This is a genomic window from Photorhabdus hainanensis, from assembly GCF_018448965.1.
Classification (GTDB): domain Bacteria; phylum Pseudomonadota; class Gammaproteobacteria; order Enterobacterales; family Enterobacteriaceae; genus Photorhabdus; species Photorhabdus akhurstii.
The window spans coordinates 107,372-128,911 of the sequence record NZ_RCWD01000007.1; the positions used below are offsets into that span (position 1 = coordinate 107,372).

Genomic DNA, 21,540 nt, shown 5'->3' on the forward strand with positions numbered 1-21,540 from the left:
ACAATCAATCATTATGATACCTAAAACTGATAATTGAACAAGTAATAAAAAGCTTTGCAACGATTCAATTCAAATCCAAAAATACTAGTCTGAAATATTTTTGTACTCATTCATCTAAGATGATTAATAAAGATTCTATTCCAAATAATCTGCTGCCTTGCATCACTCAGGTTTCTATCGGTTGTTTGGAACGTTTATCGATTTACAATAATTATTTAATCCAAAACATGCCAAATTTCATGACTATGTTAAAGTAAGGTCCGATATCTTACTATCTACTTTATTTCAGACTATCAAAAATATATTTACAGGAGCTAAAATGAATAATCACAATATTATTATTTGTGGAGAAGGCCATGGTTTAAAACATGTCTTTAGTGGGCTTGTATCTACAGGCATTAACTTTATATTATGCTCTAATGACGAAGAAATTATTAAAGAAGCAAAAGATAAAAGCATTATATGTGTTAACCATTATATAGAAGCTATTTCTTCTCCCAAAGATATAGTTTTAACTGCTGGATACAAACCTATAATCCCCCCTGAACATTTGTATACAGCTCGTTTTATAAATATCCATTATTCCTTACTTCCTAAATATCGTGGTTTACATTCCATTGTCTGGGCAATGCTAAATGGAGAAGAAAATGTTGGTTTTACAATCCATGAAATGACAAGCCTAGTAGATCAAGGCGATATCCTATATCAAGAATCAGCACCTGTAGGTAATAAGTCTTCTTGGGATCTTATGCTACATTTTGATAGGAGAGTAAAAGAAGTTATAAGCAATGTATTGACAAATTATTCCAATGGTTCTATTAAACTTGATGCTCAAAATGAAGAAGACGCAATCTATGTAGCTAAACGTAATCAAGAAGATTGTCAAATAAATTGGAATGAATGGGATGCTGTTTTCTTCTCTAGGTCATTAAAAGCTTTAGTAAAACCTTATCCTCTCCCATATTTTATTTATAAAAACAAAAAAATAGAAATTCTAAAAGCTCATATTATTCAAAAAGATTATTTAGAAATAAATGGTCATATTGTTAATATAGATAACGAAGTTATCTGGGTTAAAATACCCAAAGGCATCTTAAAAATTTCCAAGATATTAATAGATGGAGACGAGTTAAATGCAGTAGACTATTTTAAAAGACCTGGGGCACGATTATCTTAATACTCGAAAATAATATAGTTATATCCCAAATAATTATAATAAGAATTAATTAATGTTAGTATTTTAAAAAAGTAGAGTTTATAATGTTCAAATTAGAACCATTAGATAAAAACCATTATGATAATTGGAATAAAATTGTAATCAACGCTAAAAATGGAAATTTCCTATTTCTAATTGATTATTTTAAATATCATGAAAATAGATTCATAGATGCCTCCTTAATAATTTATAAAAAACAAATTCCCGTTGCGGTATTCCCTGCCAATATTAATAATGGTGCCATATACAGCCATAGTGGTCTTACTTATGGTGGATTAATCTATGGGAAAGAGCTTCACGCAAAAGATATCTTGTCTATATTTGATATAATAAAAGAATATTATCTAAATGGTGGGTATGAAAAAATAATATATAAATGCATCCCTGATGTATTCAAAAAATATCCATCAAATGAAGATCTGTATGCTTTATTTATCAATCAAGCTAAATTAATTAGAAGAGATCTGTCATCTGTAATAAAAATTAAAGAATGTCCAAAATTATCTGATCTTAGAAAGAGATCCATAAAGAAAGCAGTTAAGAATAACATCATTATTAAGCAATCAGAAAATTTTTACAGTTTTCATAAATTACTAAGTGATGTATTATCAAAATTTGGTACTAAACCAGCTCATTCCTCGGATGAAATGAAGCTACTTTCATCTAGATTTCCTGAGAATATAAAGCTTTATACAGCAATAAAAGATAATTCTTTAATTGCTGGTTGTATAATCTATGACTTTGATCATATTGTTCATACACAATATTTAGCATCCAATGAAATAGGAAGAAATATAGGAGCTTTAGATGCTATTCTTAACTATTTGATAAATAGTGTTTATCGTGAGAGAAAATATTTTAGTTTCGGTATCTCTACCGAGAATTCAGGATATTACTTAAACGAAGGTCTGATCGCACAGAAAGAAGGATTTGGGGGAAGAGGCGTAACCCATGACTTTTATGAATGGGATCTAAATAACAGCTAATATAAAATCTATACACTAAATATCCTCTGATTTTTACCTGAAATAATAAAGAATCATATTGACTAAATTATCACGAGTTTAAAAATAATAACTAATAAAATACACAGGAATATTTAAATGCCAATCCTAATCACCGGCGGAGCCGGCTATATCGGTTCACACACAGTATTAGCGCTTCTGGAAAAAGGAACTGATGTTGTTGTTATCGATAACCTTTGCAATTCATCACCAAAATCTCTTCGTAGAGTTGAAAAGCTTACTAGCAAATCAGTGAAATTTTATCAAGGTGATATCCTTGATTTAGATTTACTGAATAAAATCTTCCAGGAAAACAAAATAGAATCTGTAATTCATTTTGCTGGATTAAAAGCCGTTGGTGAATCTACCAGAAAGCCACTTGAATATTATCAGAACAATGTTACTGGCACTTTAGTTCTGTTGCAGGCTATGCGTACCAATGGCGTACATAAATTAATTTTCAGTTCGTCCGCAACGGTTTATGGTGATCCTGAATTTGTACCACTCACGGAAAATGCGAAAGCAGGCGGCACTACCAACCCTTATGGCACTTCTAAACTGATGGTCGAGCAAATTCTAAAAGATTTTGCCGCAGCCGAGCCAAGCTTCAAAATCACCAGTTTAAGATATTTCAATCCTGTCGGTGCTCATCTATCAGGTATGATTGGCGAAGACCCTAATGGTATTCCCAATAATCTATTACCTTATATCACTCAGGTTGCCATCGGCCGTCTGGAATGTTTATCAGTCTATGGCAACGATTATCCAACTAAAGACGGTACCGGTGTTCGTGATTATATTCACGTAATGGATTTGGCTGAAGGCCATATTGCTGCCATTAACTATCTGGATAAACAGCAATCCTATGAAGTTTTTAATTTAGGAACAGGTGCTGGTTATTCTGTACTTGAACTACTTCATGCTTTTGAAAAGGCATCAGGCAAAAATATTCCATATAAAATTACAGATAGGCGCCCTGGAGATATTGCTAAGTGTTGGTCTGACCCATCCAAAGCTCGCGATATCCTTGGCTGGCAAGCAATACGCAATATTGACGATATGATGCGTGATAGTTGGAATTGGCAGAAGAATAACCCTCATGGCTTTCGTTCAGGGAAAGAACTCTAAGAACCTTTTATTATTGACTTAGCAACCACTCGGTTACTCGTAATCTTAGTCAGTACAGCAAATAATTATAAGCTGGCAGATATTCTGCCGCTAACAAGTCAGTACCGTAATTGCTGGCGCCAAAGGCTGGGAAGGAATTGAAGATTTTAGGGTTGAGGGTTGAGGTTAAAGCAATACGGTAAATTTGAACAAGGTATTCTAATTCATTACACCATAGTCCATATGTTAGCTATATCAGTGTCAAGCAGCTTCAAAAGTGTTCCATTGAATGGATGGATGGATATTTGCCATGAACTAACGAAAAGCTCAGGGGGTGCCACAGATGGAAAAACCGTCAGGCGCTCCCAATTCAGCTCAGTAACTCAGGGAAATTGTCATCTCGGATAAAACACATCGCCGTGAATTTACTGAACAACACTAAAATATTTAAGGAGAAAATTGAAACAAAAGCATCAACGAGTACAGCCTATCTATCTGAAATTCCTGTCAAGCAAACCCTCCTGTAATCTTTTCCTAAGATACCATCATTAAAAAATAATGTATCACTAGATCTTAATAATTCACTATAAAAGTATTATCAAAATAATTAGTCTATTGGTCGTTTTTTTTATGAAAACAAAAAACTCAAGAGAGCTACTCAATGATGTAATAGAGTGGGATATATGTAATTGGAGTCATGCTTTAAAATATTGGCAAGACCATTCTAACCTAGAATTAAAGTCAGCTAATATTCTAGAACTAGGAAGCCGAAATGGTGGATTATCACTGTGGGCAGCATTAAATGGAGGTAATGTTTTATGTACGGATTTAAATGGCCCTACTTCAAAAGCGCAGGAGAAACATAAGCGTTATAATATAGAAAATAGAATTCGATATGGTAAATTAAGTGCATTAGATATTAAATATAGAAACCACTTTGATATCGTTATGTTTAAGTCAGTATTAGGTGGCATTGGTTATAATTCAAATAAATCAGCACAAAAAAAGGCGATTAATCAGATTTTCCATTCATTGAAAGAAGGGGGTGAATTTTGGTTTGCAGAAAATTTAATCGCATCACCATTGCATAAGTTTCTCAGAAAGAATTATGTTAATTGGGGGAATACTTGGGGCTATGTTACTGTCAGCGAAATGACTGAGTATCTATCAGCATTTTCAAATGTTAATTATACAACTTTAGGTTTCCTTGCTACGTTTGGCAGGAATGAATCTCAAAGAAAATTTTTAGGGATGTTAGATAATAAAGTTCTAAATAAGGTCGTTCCTAAACATTGGCACTATATTATAATCGGAGTAGCAAAGAAATAACCCAGAGAATCTCTAAAGAATTTAGTATGTTAGATTATATCTAGTGATGTTTTTTCACTTTTAATTTTATTGACAATACAATCAAGTACCTCAACAGGAAAAGATCTTCCAACAGATAAATAGGAATATCGATGAAGATCCCCCTGCATCCCTTCCTGATTTCTGCTAACCTGTGCCCCTTGTTTCTGGGGGGCATTATGCTAAACATCGTCTTATTTGAACCTGAAATCCCACCTAATACCGGTAATATTATTCGTCTTTGTGCTAATACCGGATTTCAATTGCATCTGATTCAGCCTCTGGGGTTTACCTGGGATGATAAAAGGCTACGTCGAGCCGGGCTGGATTATCATGAGTTCGCCAATGTTAAACAACATCATGATTATTTTACTTTTTTAGAGAATGAAGGATTAGCAGGAGTGTCTTCTGCTCGTTTGTTTGCTCTCACAACAAAAGGAACTCCAGCACATAGCGCCGTAAGTTATCGAGCAGGGGATTATTTAATGTTTGGGCCGGAAACCCGAGGGTTACCACCTTATGTATTGGATAATATGCCCCCACAACAAAAAATTCGTATCCCAATGCTAGTAAACAGTCGCAGTATGAATCTTTCCAATTCAGTTGCCGTTGTTGTTTTTGAAGCTTGGCGGCAATTAGACTATCAGGGCGCTATCATTAGAAAATAGTGTGCTAATAATCGCTACACACTTCTGCAATGGTTCAACGTGTTATTGATCATATCACGGCAATTTTTTCCTCTTTGCGTGGGTCACAGAAATGCAGTATAGGAACCGCTCTGCACCAGACCCACAGTGAGAACCAAACAACCCTTTTCGTCATGTTACTCAGATAGATAAAGCATGGTACAGCCATGATAGTTATCAGCTCAGTATTCCAATATCGCATCCGATAAAAGATGGACAGAATACAACAGGCTTTGACGATGTAAGTGGCAGAATAGCCATGATGTATCGTTAGGAAAACAGTAAGACATCAAGGGTATAGTTTTTATTCTAAGTTTTATGAATAAGTTTTTGCGTTAAATCATAATTCATCACAAGAAGTAGATGCTATGATTAGTATAACTTAACCCTATTGAGGAATTTTTTCTCTTTGAAAATCGATTCAGATAACTTAATCAGGGTTAATTCCCTCAAATGATCTACTATTTGATAAAACTATTTAGATCATAATAATTTAATAAAGTTAGTATTAAAATAACTCATTTTCATTGATATATATTGGTTACGCTATGAAAGCAAAAAATTCAAAAGAATTTCTCCATGATGTCATAGAATGGGACATATATAACTGGAGTTATTCCTTAAAATATTGGCAAGATCATTCTGGATTAGACTTAAAATCAGCTAATATTCTAGAGCTAGGTAGTAGAAATGGTGGGCTATCATTATGGGCAGCATTAAATGGAGCAAATGTCTTATGTACTGATTTAGATGGCCCCACGCCAAAAGCACTGGAGAAACATGAACGTTATCATATAGAAAATAGCATTCAATATGATAAATTAAACGCATCGGATATCAAATATAAGAACCATTTTGATATTGTTATGTTTAAATCAGTATTAGGTGCTGTCGGTTATAATTTCAATAAAATAGCACAAAAAGAGGCTATTAATCAGATCTTTCATTCATTAAAAGAAGGCGGTGAGCTTTGGTTTGCAGAAAATTTGGTTGCATCACCATTGCATAAATTCCTCAGGAAAAATTATGTTAATTGGGGAAATACCTGGGGCTATGTTACCGCCAGGGAAATGACAGATTATCTATCAGCATTTTCAAATGTTGATTATACAACATTAGGCTTCCTTGCTACGTTTGGCAGGAATGAATTTCAAAGAAGATTTTTAGGGATGTTAGATAATAAAGTTATAAATAAAGTCGTTCCTAAACATTGGCACTATATTATAATAGGTGTAGCAAGAAAATAATTTAAGCATGCAAAATCATATTCCCACATTTAATATGTGAAAATATGATAATGATTACTAATATCTATACCCTATGGATTTCAAGTTGCATCGCGGCGGCAAGGGAGTGAATCCCCGGGAGCATAGCAAACTATGTGACCGGGGTGAGCGAGTGCAGCCAACAAAGAGGCAGCTTGAAAGATGACGGGTATATATTTCGAAAAGTCAAATTCCATCCCCATACTCAAAGCCATTGTTGATACCATTAAAGTGTTGGTTCATATCCAATGATGGCTTTTCGCTTTCAGGTTTACCGACGATACGGGCAGGCACCCCAGCGGCTGTTGTATGTGGTGGAACAGAGCGCAGTACAACTGAACCAGCGCCAATTTTCGCCCCTCGGCCAATTTCGATATTACCTAATATTTTCGAACCTGCGCCAATCATCACTCCTTCCCTGACTTTCGGATGACGATCACCCCCTGTTTTACCCGTACCACCAAGAGTGACGGATTGCAGGATAGAAACGTCATTTTCCACTACTGCCGTTTCACCAATCACTATGCCTGTAGCATGGTCAAGCATAATGCCACAACCAATCTTTGCCGCCGGGTGAATATCAACGCCAAAAGACATCGAGATTTGGTTTTGCAGATAAATAGCCAATGCCTTACGCCCTTCCCCCCAAATCCAGTGAGCAATACGATAGGCTTGTAGTGCATGAAATCCTTTGAGGTACAGCAGAGGAGTGGAGTATTTATCTACGGCGGGATCACGTAGACGTACTGCTATGATGTCGCGGGCAGCAGAGACAATCATCTTCTGATCTGAACGATAAGCCTCTTCTACAATCTCTCTCACAGCAATAGCCGGCATAATCGGCGTAGCCAGCTTATTAGCCAACATATAGCTTAAGGCACTACCAAGATTTTCATGCTTGAGTAATGTTGCATGAAAGAAACTGGCCAACATCGGTTCACATTCAGCCAGTGCTCTCGCTTCTGTTTTTATGTTCTTCCAAACTTCGTCCAATTCTTCTAGCGACATATTTTTTACTCTCACATTTAGAACCTATTTCATTAGATTTTTATTTAAGAGCGCACATCATCGCTCTCATCCTTTCTGGCTCTTCCTAATAATGCCTGAGCAGCTTCTTTCACATTTTTATTGCAATAGAGTATCTGATAAATTTGTTCTGCAATCGGCATTTCGACATTGGCACGATTAGCCAACGCACGTACTTCTTTGGTATTGCGATAACCTTCAACAACCTGTCCAATCTGATCCTGGGCTTCTTCAACGCTAATTCCCTGCCCTAGCATCATGCCAAAGCGACGGTTACGTGATTGGTTATCAGTACAAGTTAAGACCAAATCGCCCAATCCCGCCATGCCCATAAAGGTAGCAGGATCAGCGCCAAGCGCTATACCAAGGCGACTCATTTCCGCCAATCCACGCGTAATCAAGGCAGTACGAGCATTAGCGCCAAAACCCATACCATCAGATATCCCCGCGCCAATGGCAATCACGTTTTTTACGGCGCCGCCAAGTTGAACGCCAATAAAATCAGTATTTTTGTAAACCCGAAAACTTTTGCCACAGTGGAATAATTGTTGGAGTTCGTCGCTAAAAGCAGATTCCGTCGCGGAAATAGCAATCGCAGTGGGTAAACCAGCCGCTAATTCTTTAGCAAATGTTGGGCCAGAGAGCACCGCTAGCGGTATTTCATTGCCTAATATCTCACGGGCCACATCCTGTAATAACCGACCGGTATGCGCTTCCAGACCTTTAGTTGCCCAGACGATACGTGAGTCAGACCGTAGATGAGGTTTCACCTGTTTTAATACCTCACCAAACACATGGCTCGGTATCACAATAAGGATGTTACGGCTTGCTGTTAATGCTTTTATCAGGTCTGTTTCAAGCAATAAACTATCAGGAAAGGAAACATCCGGCAGAAATGCCTGATTACAACGCGCCTGTTGCAATGCCCGGATATGTTCTGGGTTGTGCCCCCAAAGTACAACATTATGGCCATTACGAGCCAGCGTAATGGCTAATGAGGTGCCGTATGAACCGGCACCGATCACTGTCATAGAAACAGTACTATTCATTAAGCTTCCTGTTCAGTTTGTTCACCGCCCTGAGACTGTTCGGCCTGCTGTTGCAGGTAGTTCATGAACAGGGCATCAAAGTTTACTGGAGCCAGATTCAGTTGTGGGAAAGTACCACGACTAACCAAGTTAGTGATGCATTCACGAGCATATGGGAACAAGATATTCGGGCAATATGCACCCAAGCAGTGAGCTAGCTGAGTTCCTTCGATACCTTCAATAGAGAAAATACCCCCTTGCTGTACTTCACATAGGAATGCTGTCTCTTCTCCCAAAGTGGCCGTTACAGTTACACGCAGAACAACTTCATAAACCCCTTGAGCCAACTCACTGGAAGCGGTATCCAGATCCAGTTTTACTTCCGGCTGCCATTCCTGTTGAAACACTTGCGGTGCGTTTGGTGCTTCAAAAGAGATATCTTTGGTGTAGATGCGTTGGATCTGGAAAGCCATTTCTGTATTGCTTTGTTCTGACATAATAATTGTTACCTTTAGATGTCCTTATTAAATTTTTTATGTGAATGTCTCCATTCACGCCCAAAATGATTACTTTTTACCACGCGCCAATGGCAAGTTTTCGCCTGTCCAACCCGCCAAACCTTCTTTCAAGGAACATACGCGCTCAAAACCGGCACGAATAAGATTCTCTGCCGGAGTACGAGATTCAATGCCATTCGCAGAAACAACAATTACAGGCTGCTTTTTATGTTTTTCCAACTCAGCAAAATTGTTGTCTTTAATTTCAGAGGGAGTCAGGTTTACTGAACCAATAATATGCCCTTTGCGGAAATCTTCACGGGAACGTAAATCCACGACGATGGCTTCTTCTTTGTTGATCAGATTAATAGCTTGAGCACGAGTTATCTCTTTGGTTTTAGAGAAGAAACCTCTCGATGTAGTCACAATAACGGCAACCAGCAGCGCAATCCAGATGAGGCTTAAGGTCATATGCTGGTTAATAAATTGCATGATTTCTTGCAGCATGGGGACAAAAACTCCCGTTGGTTAATAACAAATTTCTAAGGTTCCAGAGTATACCTTTGTGTTGCGTCAATTACAGCCAAATAGCATAAGCTCAATGCAAATTTTGCGGAGAGTTTCGAGAAAAAATAAAAATATCCTGAAAATGAAGCATTTTAAATCCCTATCCCAATAAGTACATTACCTGCATCTGCCCTGTCACACTCAATGCATGCAGGAATTTCAGCAATAAATAGGCTAGTATGTTTATTACTATTCGATTTCGATGTTAAGACAGCATTATCTGAAAGTGTAAAAAATCAGCGTAGTATCTGGTAACTCTTTGTTCATCATGAAATAATCTAGCGCATACAGTAGCAAGGTATATTTACAGAAATGGCTGACAACAAGGAAATACATAGCCGTAATTATCGGCGCAATCAGAACTCACGGCGGAATAATATCTGTGCCTCGTTGTTCTATGCTTTCCTATTTGTTATTTTCAGCTTCAATACCTTTGCAAATCAAATTATCGCCAATAAAAATCAGCTGAAAGATCTCCAACAAGACATCGCGGAGAAAGAGAAAAGTGTACAACAACAGCAGCAAAAACGTAGTTCTTTGCTAAATCAATTAAAAGATCAGGAAAATACCATTTCCACAATTGGTCAATCCCTACACAACACTCAAACTCAACTCAGTAAGCTGAATAAAGAGATTGCCGCTCTCGTCTCCAACATCAAAAAACTGGAAAAACAACAAAACGCGCAACGAGATATGCTGGCGCGCCAATTGGATGCTGCATTTCGTCAAGGGCAACATCAAGGGCTTGAACTCATGTTCAGAGGAGAAGAGGGAAAGAGAGGTGAGCGCATACTCGCTTACTATAGCTACCTTAATCAAGCCCGTCAGGACACCATTGTTAAACTTGAACAAACAACCGTTGATTTAACTGAACAAAAAAAACTTGAGCAACAGAAACAGGAAGAGCAAAAACAAGTTCTAACTGAACAACAACAGCAAAAGCAGCAAATGGAAGTCGCCCGCAACGCTCGGCAGAAAACCCTAACTGAGCTGGAATCTTCCTTAAAGCAAGACCAAAAAAATCTCGCTGAACTAAAACAAAATGAAACCCGTCTGCGAGATAAAATTGCTAAAGCAGAACGGGAAGCGAAAGCACGTGCTGAACGAGAAGCCAGAGAAGCTGCCCGTGTTCGTGCCCAGATTGCAGCGAAACAGAAGCAAGCGCAGCAAAAAGGTTCCAGCTACAAACCCACTGAAGATGAACGCGCATTGATGGCGCGTACAGGTGGTCTTGGCCGTCCAGCGGGTCAGGCAATCTGGCCTGTCCACGGTAAAGTGATACATGAGTTTGGTGAAGCGTTGCAAGGCGAATTGCGCTGGAAAGGCATGGTGATTTCTGCGCAAGAAGGTACTGAAGTTAAAGCGATATCCGATGGCCGGGTACTGCTGGCTGACTGGTTACAAGGCTATGGGCTGGTTGTCGTGATAGAGCACGGTAAAGGTGATATGAGTCTCTATGGCTATAATCAGAGCGCTCTGGTCAAGGTCGGCCAGCAAGTTCGGGCCGGACAACCTATTGCGTTGGTCGGTAACAGTGGCGGCCAGCAACAATCCGCACTCTATTTTGAAATCCGCCGCCAAGGAAGAGCGGTAAACCCACAACCGTGGCTTGGGAGATGAATTAGTTGAGACAACACAGGTTCACAAAAATTGGTATTACCGCCCTGCTTCTCTTGAGCCTACAAGCCAGTGCAGCCCGTCTGGCAATTGTTATTGATGATTTTGGTTACCGTCCTCATAACGAAAACAAAATATTGCAGATGCCTGTTGCGGTTTCTATCGCCATTCTGCCGGATTCACCGCATGGCAGGGAAATGGCTGAAAAAGCCTATAAACAAGGGCGGGAGATCTTAATCCATCTGCCAATGGCGCCTTTAAGTAAACAACTGCTAGAACCGGATACTCTCCAGCCAACCATGAGCAGTGAAGAAATTGACCGCATCATCCAGCGTGCAATACAAAAAGTCCCTTATGCTGTAGGAATCAATAACCATATGGGTAGCGCTATGACTTCGAGCTTGCCGGGCATGCAGAAAGTGATGCGCTCATTGTCTCGTTATAATCTCTATTTTCTCGACAGCGTGACGATTGGCAATTCTCAGGCAACAAAGGCAGCGCAAGGCACGCCTGTTCGCGTTATCCGCCGTAATGTTTTCCTTGATGATGTGCAATCAGAAGCGGAAACTCGCCATCAGCTAAATCGTGCTATTTCCATTGCTCGTAAAAATGGTTCCGCTATTGCTATCGGTCATCCTCATTCAACAACCATTCGCGCACTGCAACAGATGCTGCCAACGCTTCCAGCCGATATTGAGTTAGTCAGCCCAAGCAGGTTGTTAAGTGGTAAACCTGTTGGTGATAACCAACGTAAATGGGGCAAGTTGTGTGAAATAAAAGAGGCACCCATTACAGTTACCAGTCAAGATTATCTGGCAGTTATTGGCGATACTCTGGTTGATAATCCTATTGTGAACACGGTGAGCCGATATATCCAGAAACTGACCGGAGATAAGTCTCAGGATAAAACAGAATAGAAATTCATTTTAAGAAATAGCCAATTATCTTCTAATACTTCAAATAGGCGCTCAAGAACTAAAAGCGCCTATTAATTTTAGTGATAACTGATTCGATCGGTTAATCCCAATTCAGAATAACTTTACCAGACTGCCCTGAACGCATGATGTCAAAGCCTTTCTGGAAATCATCAATAGAGAACCGGTGAGTGATAATGGGCGTCAGATCCAAACCAGACTGAATCAATGTAGCCATTTTATACCAGGTCTCAAACATTTCACGGCCATAAATACCTTTGATAAACAAGCCCTTGAAAATTACCTGATTCCAATCAATTGCCATATCTGATGGCGGAATGCCCAACAGTGCAACACGGCCGCCGTGATTCATGGTATTTAATAAGGTACGAAATGCTGCCGGAGCGCCGGACATTTCCAAACCAACATCAAAACCTTCCGTCATGCCCAATTCCGCCATGACATCGGTCAGATTTTCCTGACTGACATTCACCGCACGGGTGACACCCATTTTACGTGCCAGCTCAAGGCGATACTCGTTAACGTCTGTGATAACAACATGACGCGCGCCAACATGTTTACACACTGCCGCAGCCATAATACCAATTGGGCCTGCACCAGAAACCAGCACATCTTCGCCAACCAGATCAAACGAAAGCGCGGTATGAACAGCATTGCCAAATGGGTCAAAAATAGAAGCCAGCTCATCAGAGATGTTATCTGGGATTTTGAACGCATTAAATGCAGGAATAACCAAGTATTGAGCAAAACAACCAGGGCGGTTTACCCCTACGCCAATGGTATTACGGCATAAGTGAGTACGGCCGCCACGACAGTTACGGCAGTAACCACAAGTAATATGTCCTTCGCCAGACACCCGATCACCAATTTTAAAACCCTTTACCTCCTGACCAATAGCGACAACTTCACCGACATATTCATGACCAACAACCATTGGCACAGGAATTGTTTTTTGCGACCAATCATCCCAGTTATAGATGTGCACATCCGTACCACAAATCGCCGTTTTACGGATTTTGATCATCACATCATTGTGCCCCAACTCCGGCTCGGGCACATCGGTCATCCAGATGCCTTCTTCCGCTTTTAACTTTGACAATGCTTTCATAGAGATGCCTTATGCAATTACGCTCAATTGCTTACCAATTCGCGTGAACGCCGCAACTGCACGTTCAATTTGCTCTTCCGTATGCGCGGCTGACATTTGCGTGCGGATACGGGCCTGATTTTTAGGGACTACCGGATAGAAGAAGCCGGTAACATAAATGCTTTCTTTCAATAATTCTGCGGCAAATTCCTGTGCCAGTTTTGCATCACCCAACATAACCGGAATTATCGCATGGTCAGCCCCTGCTAACGTGAAACCTGCTGCGGTCATTTTTTCACGGAATAGATTAGCGTTCTTCCACAGACGATCACGCAATGCATCGCCCTCTTTCAGCATATCCAGCACTTTAATGGATGCCGCTACAATCGCCGGAGCCAATGAGTTAGAGAACAGATATGGGCGTGAACGTTGGCGCAGCCACTCAACAACTTCTTTACGTGCTGCGGTATAGCCACCGGAAGCACCACCCAACGCTTTACCTAGTGTGCCGGTAATGATGTCAATACGATCCATAACGTCACAATATTCATGAGTACCACGGCCATGCGCGCCAACAAAACCCACCGCATGGGAGTCATCCACCATGACCAGGGCATCAAATTCATCAGCCAGATCACAGATAGATTTTAAATCAGCAATCACACCATCCATTGAGAACACACCATCGGTTGCAATCACAATATGGCGTGCATTATCTGCTTTGGCTTGTTCTAACTGTGCTCTCAGTTCCTGCATATCATTATTAGCATAACGATAACGTTTCGCTTTGCATAAACGGACACCATCAATAATAGAAGCGTGGTTCAACGCATCAGAGATAATGGCATCTTCCGGCCCAAACAACGTTTCAAATAAACCACCATTAGCATCAAAACAAGAAGAATAAAGAATGGCATCTTCCATACCCAAAAATTCCGCCAGCTTTTTCTCCAGCTCTTTATGAGTATCCTGAGTTCCACAAATAAAACGAACAGATGCCATACCAAAACCGTGGCTATCCATCCCAGCTTTAGCAGCGGCAATCAGCTCAGGGTGATTAGCCAAACCTAAATAGTTATTTGCGCAGAAGTTAATAACGTGGCTGCCATCGGCTACAGCAATGTCAGCATTTTGTGCAGAAGTGATGATACGTTCATTTTTGAACAACCCTTCCGAATGGGCTTGTTCTAATTGTTCGTTAATTTGCTGATAAAATGATGCTGACATTTATTTTCTCCTGATTTATAAATGAAGGGTCGTTAGACATTTTACTCATTGATCAGGCTACTGACGACACTATCAGGCAGATAATATTAACTTTGCTGTATCCGTCACGTCATGCGACCTGGATTACCATAATATTTCAGTATATTCCCCTGCTTAAGCTGCTGTCGTCATGGATGTTAGATGTTATTATAGACGCAATTTGCTTCATTAACCCGATTGTAGAGGTGAGTCGGATGATTATTGTCACTGGCGGTGCTGGATTTATTGGCAGCAATATTGTCAAAGCACTAAATGACGAAGGATATAAAGATATTCTGGTCGTAGATAATCTAAAAGATGGTACTAAGTTCACCAATCTGGTTGACTTGGATATTGCTGATTACATGGACAAGGAAGAGTTTATTGCCAGTATTCTGGCCGGTGATGATTTCGGTGATATTAACGCTATTTTCCATGAAGGCGCTTGTTCATCCACAACCGAGTGGGATGGCAAATATATGATGGATAATAACTATCAATATTCTAAAGAATTACTGCACTATTGCCTTGAACGCGGCACCCCTTTCCTGTATGCCTCCTCAGCAGCAACCTATGGCGGCCGCACTGATAATTTTATCGAAGAGCGCCAATATGAGAAACCACTCAACGTTTATGGTTACTCTAAATTTCTATTCGACCAATACGTCCGGGAAATCCTGCCTCAAGCTGATTCACAAATTTGTGGTTTCCGTTATTTCAATGTATATGGACCACGTGAAGGGCACAAAGGGAGTATGGCGAGTGTCGCCTTTCATTTGAATAATCAAATCAATCAGGGACAAAACCCAAAACTCTTCGCTGGCAGTGAAGGCTTTCAACGTGATTTTATTTATGTCGGTGATGCCGCAGCGGTTAATCTTTGGTTCTGGAAAAACGGCGTTTCCGGGATTTATAACTGTGGAACGGGTCGTGCTGAGTCTTTTCAGGCGGTTGCAGATGCGGTTGTTGAATTCCACCAAGATAAATCACTGCCTGTTGAGCGTATTGATTTCCCTGAACATTTGAAAGGCCGTTATCAGCGTTTCACGCAAGCAGATCTGACTAAACTTCGGGCGGCAGGTTATGATAAGCCATTCAAAACCGTTGCCGAAGGAGTAACGGAATATATGCATTGGCTTAATCAGGATAAATAATCTACTCGCTATGAAAATATTGGTGATCGGCCCTTCGTGGGTAGGTGACATGATGATGTCGCAGAGCCTTTACCGGACATTAAAGGCTTTGCATCCTAATGCAGAAATTGATGTGATGGCCCCAGCCTGGTGCCGCCCACTGCTGGACAAAATGCCGGAGGTCAATCAAGCATTGGCTATGCCGTTAGGTCATGGCGCATTAGCACTAGGCGAACGCCGTCGTTTGGGGGTCGCACTGCGTGAACGTAAATATAATCGCGCTTATGTGCTACCAAATTCTTTCAAATCTGCCTTGGCGCCTTTTTTCGCCAATATTCCTCTGCGCACCGGCTGGCGTGGTGAAATGAGATATGGATTGCTCAATGATATCCGCACATTGAATAAAGAAGCCTTCCCATTAATGGTTCAACGCTATGCCGCATTAGCTTACGATGCAAAACCCAGTAGCGCGACAGACCTGCCTCAACCATTACTTTGGCCTCAACTAGATGTCAGTGACGAGGATATTGCTGAATCCACCGCGGCATTCAATATTTCTGATTATCGGCCCATCATCGGTTTCTGCCCCGGCGCAGAATTTGGCCCGGCGAAACGCTGGCCGCATTATCACTATGCCGCGTTATCTCAACAGCTTATTACTCAAAAGGGCTATCAAATTCTGCTATTTGGCTCAGCCAAAGATCACGAAGGTGGAGAGGATATCCGCAAGTCACTGACGGAAGAAGCTCGTGAACACTGTATTAATCTTGCCGGGCAAACCTCTCTTGAACAGGCAGTCAATATCATCGCGGCCTGTGATGCCATTGTGACCAACGACTCTGGCTTGATGCATGTCGCCGCAGCGCTTAATCGCCCTCTGGTTGCACTTTACGGCCCAAGTAGCCCAGATTTTACTCCACCATTATCCGATAAAGCGGAAGTTATCCGTCTTATTACTGGCTATCATAAAGTCAGAAAAGGCGACAGCGCACATGGCTATCATCAGAGTCTGATTGACATCCAGCCAGAACAAGTTATCACTTCCCTGGAAAAATTATTACAAGCGGAGAACCAGAGTTGATGCGGGTTTTACTGGTTAAAACTTCTTCTATGGGCGACGTCCTCCACTCGCTCCCTGCACTGACTGACGCAGAAAAAAACTTACCTGATGTCCGTTTTGATTGGGTAGTAGAGGAAGGTTTTGCCCAAATCCCTGGCTGGCACAGCGTTGTTGAGCAAATTATTCCTGTTGCTATTCGCCGCTGGCGTAAAAACTGGTTTAGTCCAGAAATTCGTACAGAACGCCACTTATTCAGAGAAAAATTAAAATTACATCAATATGATGCCATCATCGATGCCCAAGGGTTATTGAAAAGCGCATTTTTAGTCACTCGATTAGCTTATGGCCCTAAACATGGTTACGACCGCAAAAGTATCCGTGAGCCATTAGCAAGTTTTTTTTATGATTGTTGTCATGCAATCAGCAAGCAACAGCACGCCGTAGAACGTATCCGGGAGCTGTTTGCTGTCAGCCTGGGTTATACCAAACCGGCAGCACAGGGCGATTATGGGATTGCCCGTCATTTTCTGAATCAGCACCCAGAAAACCAGAGCAATTATCTGGTTTTTCTCCATGCTACAACCCGCGATGAAAAACATTGGCCGGAAAGCCATTGGCGACAACTTATTACTGAAATTCAGCCGACAGGTGTACGAATTAAGCTCCCTTGGGGCGCAGAACATGAATACCAACGTGCGCTGAGACTGGCAGAAAACTTTCCTCATGTGGAAGTACTACCAAAGCTGACTTTGGCACAAGTAGCCCAAGAGTTGGCTGGTGCAAAAGCGGTTGTTTCTGTTGATACTGGCCTGAGCCACCTCACTGCGGCATTGGATCGCCCTAATATCACGTTGTTTGGTCCGACAGATCCAGGACTAATTGGTGGCTATGGCAAAGAACAAATATCGTTAAAAGCGGAGGATGGGAATATCAAAAGTATTATGCCATCGAAAGTATTAGCTCATCTTCAAAAAAATATTGGCTGATTAATGCTTAAATCTGAGGCGTTTCTGGTAGACGCCTGATTTTTTATTTGTTAACTGAAAACAGATAATTTGCTATAAACCCTATCCCATATTATCTATTTTCCTATCCAAACGTTAAAATAATCGCTTTATAATAATAAATTTAAGCCATATTCTTCCATTAATCTAATAATAGCAAATGTATTATTTAACTATTTTTATCATGAATTATATTATACAAAACTGCTTTCAATTTAATCTTATTAACAAAATGAACACTAATTTAAACAAAATATTCAACACTTAACCTAATTTAGGCAGTATTATCTGCCCAAATTTAAGTGAATCTATATTAATTCTATTTTATTAATCATGATGACTTCTTAAATTGATAATATTCAGCCAATGTCATTCCTTGAACCTGTGGTTGTAAGTAGTTAAATAGTGCTTCTAGATCCCGATAAAGTAATTCAATCTGTTGTTCATTTTTAAATGTCGGACTGCCACCAGGCATAAATTCAGATGAATGCAGCATAAATTCAACATAATCACAGCCTTCTGCTAATGTCTGCTGAACCACTTTTTTCATTTGTTCCAAATTTCCCCCCTTTGGCCTTAGCCAGTTAACAGATGGAGAACGCTGTTTCCCACGTAAGCTGTCATATTTCTGTTTAAGGAAATTCATCAACGGAGAGTGTTTATATTGAATACTCATAGGGACTTCCAGCAAAGAAGAATCACCTTCTTTAGCAACATCCTGCAAATCCATAAAATAGGCATAAGATGGAAAGTAACGATAATCAGTTCCACCATTACCATTAGGATCGCCTTTGGTGAAACGCCAATTAACCCGTGGTGTTACTGAACAATCGACTTGATAACCATATTCCACCAGCAATTCAGCATAATATTCATTAAATGCCCAACGACCTGCCCGATGACTTAACATTTTGACCTGTAGTTTGTCTTCCAATAACTTAGTCATGAGATCAACTTTGGCTCTAACTTGTTCTTTTGGAAATTCAATCAGATAAGGTTTATAACGCATGTCATCGTCTGTAAGAGGAACAAGTGGCGGGTTATTCCAGGCATGTAAATGCATACCAATTTCCCCCTGCCCTCTGGCAATAATATCTTTGGCAAATTCAATGTATAAATCATTCATTGCCATTTCATAGTTCGTCAACCAAACTGGCTTAAAACCAAAATGCTCACATAAATGCTGAAATCTTGGTAAATAATGGGTATTTTTTGTCGAGATCTGACCGTGATTTTGCCACAGGTCATCACCCTCAGTGTCTATAGTGATAATAAATGCAGGTCGAGTCATCAGAATATGCCCACAATAGAATAATATGATGGCTTTATAGTACGCAGATCTATAAAATAGTGCAATTATCTTATCATACGTATAGTAGCTCTATATCTTAATTAAATTTCATGCTTCGCATTGTTAAATCAACAATATAGATGTTATTTCAGCTCATAATACACTTACTATTAAGCAACATATGGAAATATCAGAGAATATTATTAATTTCGGTTTCGGTGACTGTAAAGTAACAAATTTTGCTTTCCCAGGCGATAAATTTGATCCCTCTGTGGAACATTTTGATGTCTTCTTTGGCGTAACCAATGATTATTTAAGGCATGCAATAACGACTACTGCCTCAATAATTGAGAATAACAGAAACATTAGTTTTGTATATCACTTTATTTCTTCTGATGATTTATTAAATTACCAATACTCCATTGAAGAATGGGTTAAAGATAAAAAAATAAAAATAATCATTCATGAATTAAAGGATACTATACTTAACAATAAGGAATTCGATAGTAAATACTCAATCGCTGCCTTTTTCAGAATATTATGTCCTTACTTTTCTAATAATGACTACTCTCTATACGTTGACAGTGATGTCATATGTATAAATAATATAGAAGACCTATTCATAAAATCAAGCAACAGTACATTAAAAGCTGTCAGAGATTGCTATTCTTCGGCAAAATCAAGAATTGAATTTTTAGGTCTAAAAGATAAGAATTATTTCAATTCAGGAGTTCTTGTTTTTAATAATAAACCCTGGATAGAAAAGCAATTAACTAAAAAAATCATTAATTTTGTTTTAAATGATACTAGAGAATTTGATTTCCCCGATCAAGATGCTATAAATGGTTGCTTGTCCAACGAGATAGAATGTTTAGATGACAAATACAATTGTTTAGTAAACTCGCAAGAAGTAAATTCAAACATATTAAATACAGATAAAATTGTATTCTTACATTTTGCTGGTGATAAGAAGCCCTGGTTCCCATGGTATTCAGAATTACCGTGTTCAAAACTCTACATAAAAGCCACAGCCTATTCTCCCTGGAAAAATTCACCTTATATTTTAGAAACAAAAAATATAACACAATTAAGAGCAGCTTATAAATTTTACGCCAAAAATAAAATGATTATCCATTTTCTAAAATATTATGCAAAGTACCGATACTATAAAATAAAATTATAGATATCTTGTCTCTATAAAAGCGCTGATAAAATCATCAGTGCTTTTATTACTATATCTTTATTAAATAATCCCAATAAATGGAAATCCAATATGTACGCAATATTATAATATCTAATGGATTGAGAGTATCTTATCCGTTATCGCCATGTAGATATCAGACAATGGGATATCACCTATTTTTCCATTTTTACTAATGAGTTGGGTTGCATTTTTATTTCCAGGCCCCCAAACATCATTATTTACAAATTTGCCATGAAGATCATTACCATATAATGCGATTGTATTTTTCTCATAAGCGGCTGCCACATGGACTATTGATGTGTCCGGAGAGATTACTAAATCAGCATTCTTTATTATTTCCACAGCGCTCAAAAAATCACCAAAGGGGTTACAGATACACCCATTCAAATAAGAAAGCGATTTTAACTTATCAAATTTACCAATAAGAATAATATTAACTTTACTATCTAGACCTTTGAAATAATCAACAATACCAACTAATTGCTCTCTAGATATATCTCTTCTCCTTTCCGCGGCAAACGGATTAATAACTACGGTAATACCATCTAATAACCCTAATAAAAAGTTATTTACTTTTTCAATTGTATCCGCTGGAATATGAATATCATATCTCATATTATATTGATTAATATCCATAGCGTGCAAAAGAAGTTTATATCTTTCTGTAATATGAGAGTTATATTCCAAATATTTAATGCTCTTACTATAAGTGTTAATATTTTCTTTATTAAATCCAATAACATATTTAGCATTAATTATTCTTATGAATAAAAGATAGATAATGGGTATCTGTTCACCCATATCAATGATCAGATCAAAGTTTTCCTTTCTTAAGGAAAATGCTAATTTTATAATAGCAAAAGTTTTTTGGGGATAAAAATATACTCTGCCAATATATGGATTACTCTCAATCACACAGTAGTTCGCTTTCCCTGATAATACATGGAGCTTTATCCCTTTTTTATCCAATTCTCTAAAAACAGGCGTGGATACAATCATATCACCAATCTTATCATCATCTCGCAAAAATAAAACTTTTTTGATGTCTGATGATATAAAGTTATCTCTTCTGATTTTATCGACAAATAATTTTAAAAAATTAAATTTTAGAGATTTCAAAAAGTAATTTCTTTTTCTATTCAGTTCTCTTAATTTCTGGAACTTTTTTTTATTCATTCTCTTATCTCAACAACCAAGCTTAAAAAGCTGATACAACAATGT

General features: G+C 39.0%; 20 protein-coding genes. 12 read left to right on the forward strand and 8 right to left on the reverse strand.

The features are described 5' to 3' along the window. The first annotated feature begins 319 nt into the window (after nt 1–319). From EAE92_RS06405 to EAE92_RS06430, 6 genes are all read left to right on the forward strand, one after another. Nucleotides 320–1,177, forward strand: a complete 858-nt coding sequence (locus EAE92_RS06405; protein ID WP_214067468.1) for a methionyl-tRNA formyltransferase — start codon at nt 320–322, stop codon at nt 1,175–1,177. Between the two features lie 83 nt (nt 1,178–1,260). Beyond that, entirely contained in the window at nt 1,261–2,202 is a 942-nt protein-coding gene (locus EAE92_RS06410; RefSeq protein WP_214067469.1) for a GNAT family N-acetyltransferase, read from the forward strand. Nucleotides 2,203–2,319: 117 nt separating this feature from the next. After that, nucleotides 2,320–3,348 (forward strand): UDP-glucose 4-epimerase GalE, encoded by a 1,029-nt coding sequence (galE, locus tag EAE92_RS06415; RefSeq protein WP_214067470.1) that lies wholly within the window; start codon nt 2,320–2,322, stop codon nt 3,346–3,348. 609 nt (nt 3,349–3,957) lie between these two features. Next, nucleotides 3,958–4,656: a class I SAM-dependent methyltransferase gene (locus EAE92_RS06420; RefSeq protein ID WP_214067471.1), complete on the forward strand. Its 699-nt coding sequence runs from the start codon at nt 3,958–3,960 to the stop codon at nt 4,654–4,656. 197 nt (nt 4,657–4,853) lie between these two features. Then, a complete protein-coding gene (gene trmL, locus EAE92_RS06425) occupies nt 4,854–5,342 on the forward strand; it encodes a tRNA (uridine(34)/cytosine(34)/5-carboxymethylaminomethyluridine(34)-2'-O)-methyltransferase TrmL (RefSeq protein WP_214067518.1) in 489 nt (162 codons plus the stop codon). A 566-nt stretch (nt 5,343–5,908) separates the two neighbouring features. After that, nucleotides 5,909–6,607, forward strand: coding sequence for a class I SAM-dependent methyltransferase (locus tag EAE92_RS06430; protein WP_214067472.1), 699 nt, complete (start codon nt 5,909–5,911; stop codon nt 6,605–6,607). Between the two features lie 204 nt (nt 6,608–6,811). Here the strand turns inward: EAE92_RS06430 and cysE are convergent, their stop codons facing one another. From cysE to EAE92_RS06450, 4 genes are all read right to left on the reverse strand, one after another. Continuing rightward, nucleotides 6,812–7,633, reverse strand: coding sequence for a serine O-acetyltransferase (cysE, locus tag EAE92_RS06435; protein ID WP_036811250.1), 822 nt, complete (start codon nt 7,631–7,633; stop codon nt 6,812–6,814). A 44-nt stretch (nt 7,634–7,677) separates the two neighbouring features. Further along, nucleotides 7,678–8,700 carry an NAD(P)H-dependent glycerol-3-phosphate dehydrogenase gene (gpsA, locus tag EAE92_RS06440; protein WP_214067473.1) on the reverse strand — a complete coding sequence of 341 codons (1,023 nt, stop codon included), beginning with the start codon at nt 8,698–8,700 and terminating at the stop codon, nt 7,678–7,680. Continuing rightward, complete coding sequence (gene secB / locus EAE92_RS06445; protein ID WP_036811245.1) at nt 8,700–9,176, reverse strand: protein-export chaperone SecB; 477 nt, start codon at nt 9,174–9,176, stop codon at nt 8,700–8,702. The genes gpsA and secB overlap by 1 nt, the downstream gene beginning before the upstream one ends. A 69-nt stretch (nt 9,177–9,245) precedes the next feature. Next, on the reverse strand, nt 9,246–9,683 hold the full coding sequence (locus EAE92_RS06450) for a rhodanese-like domain-containing protein (protein ID WP_036811242.1): 438 nt from the start codon (nt 9,681–9,683) through the stop codon (nt 9,246–9,248). 372 nt (nt 9,684–10,055) lie between these two features. On the opposite strand from EAE92_RS06450, the gene envC reads away from it, so the two are divergent. Together envC and EAE92_RS06460 are read left to right on the forward strand one after the other, a co-directional pair. Further along, nucleotides 10,056–11,363 (forward strand): murein hydrolase activator EnvC, encoded by a 1,308-nt coding sequence (gene envC / locus EAE92_RS06455; RefSeq protein ID WP_214067474.1) that lies wholly within the window; start codon nt 10,056–10,058, stop codon nt 11,361–11,363. Nucleotides 11,364–11,368: 5 nt separating this feature from the next. Next, complete coding sequence (locus EAE92_RS06460; RefSeq protein ID WP_214067475.1) at nt 11,369–12,277, forward strand: divergent polysaccharide deacetylase family protein; 909 nt, start codon at nt 11,369–11,371, stop codon at nt 12,275–12,277. Between the two features lie 100 nt (nt 12,278–12,377). On the opposite strand, the gene tdh is transcribed toward EAE92_RS06460, so the two are convergent. Both tdh and kbl read right to left on the reverse strand, forming a co-directional pair. Continuing rightward, nucleotides 12,378–13,403: an L-threonine 3-dehydrogenase gene (gene tdh, locus EAE92_RS06465; RefSeq protein ID WP_036811235.1), complete on the reverse strand. Its 1,026-nt coding sequence runs from the start codon at nt 13,401–13,403 to the stop codon at nt 12,378–12,380. Between the two features lie 9 nt (nt 13,404–13,412). Further along, entirely contained in the window at nt 13,413–14,609 is a 1,197-nt protein-coding gene (gene kbl / locus EAE92_RS06470) for a glycine C-acetyltransferase (protein WP_214067476.1), read from the reverse strand. Between the two features lie 233 nt (nt 14,610–14,842). On the opposite strand from kbl, the gene rfaD reads away from it, so the two are divergent. Genes rfaD through rfaC form a run of 3 tightly spaced genes read left to right on the forward strand, consistent with a single transcriptional unit; the run spans nt 14,843 to nt 17,806 of the window. Beyond that, the gene (gene rfaD / locus EAE92_RS06475) at nt 14,843–15,781 is read left to right on the forward strand and encodes an ADP-glyceromanno-heptose 6-epimerase (protein ID WP_214067477.1); all 939 of its coding nucleotides are present in this window, start codon (nt 14,843–14,845) and stop codon (nt 15,779–15,781) included. Nucleotides 15,782–15,791: 10 nt separating this feature from the next. Continuing rightward, a complete protein-coding gene (gene rfaF / locus EAE92_RS06480) occupies nt 15,792–16,841 on the forward strand; it encodes an ADP-heptose--LPS heptosyltransferase RfaF (protein ID WP_214067478.1) in 1,050 nt (349 codons plus the stop codon). Continuing rightward, nucleotides 16,841–17,806, forward strand: a complete 966-nt coding sequence (gene rfaC / locus EAE92_RS06485; RefSeq protein ID WP_214067479.1) for a lipopolysaccharide heptosyltransferase RfaC — start codon at nt 16,841–16,843, stop codon at nt 17,804–17,806. Before rfaF ends, rfaC begins: the two co-directional genes overlap by 1 nt. A gap of 349 nt (nt 17,807–18,155) precedes the next feature. On the opposite strand, the gene EAE92_RS06490 is transcribed toward rfaC, so the two are convergent. Further along, nucleotides 18,156–19,115 carry a polysaccharide deacetylase family protein gene (locus tag EAE92_RS06490; RefSeq protein ID WP_214067480.1) on the reverse strand — a complete coding sequence of 320 codons (960 nt, stop codon included), beginning with the start codon at nt 19,113–19,115 and terminating at the stop codon, nt 18,156–18,158. A 181-nt stretch (nt 19,116–19,296) separates the two neighbouring features. Between EAE92_RS06490 and EAE92_RS06495 the strand changes: the two genes are divergently transcribed. After that, nucleotides 19,297–20,298 (forward strand): glycosyltransferase family 8 protein, encoded by a 1,002-nt coding sequence (locus EAE92_RS06495; protein ID WP_214067481.1) that lies wholly within the window; start codon nt 19,297–19,299, stop codon nt 20,296–20,298. Nucleotides 20,299–20,409: 111 nt separating this feature from the next. Here the strand turns inward: EAE92_RS06495 and EAE92_RS06500 are convergent, their stop codons facing one another. Next, a complete protein-coding gene (locus EAE92_RS06500) occupies nt 20,410–21,495 on the reverse strand; it encodes a glycosyltransferase family 9 protein (protein ID WP_214067482.1) in 1,086 nt (361 codons plus the stop codon). Nucleotides 21,496–21,540: the final 45 nt, after the last annotated feature.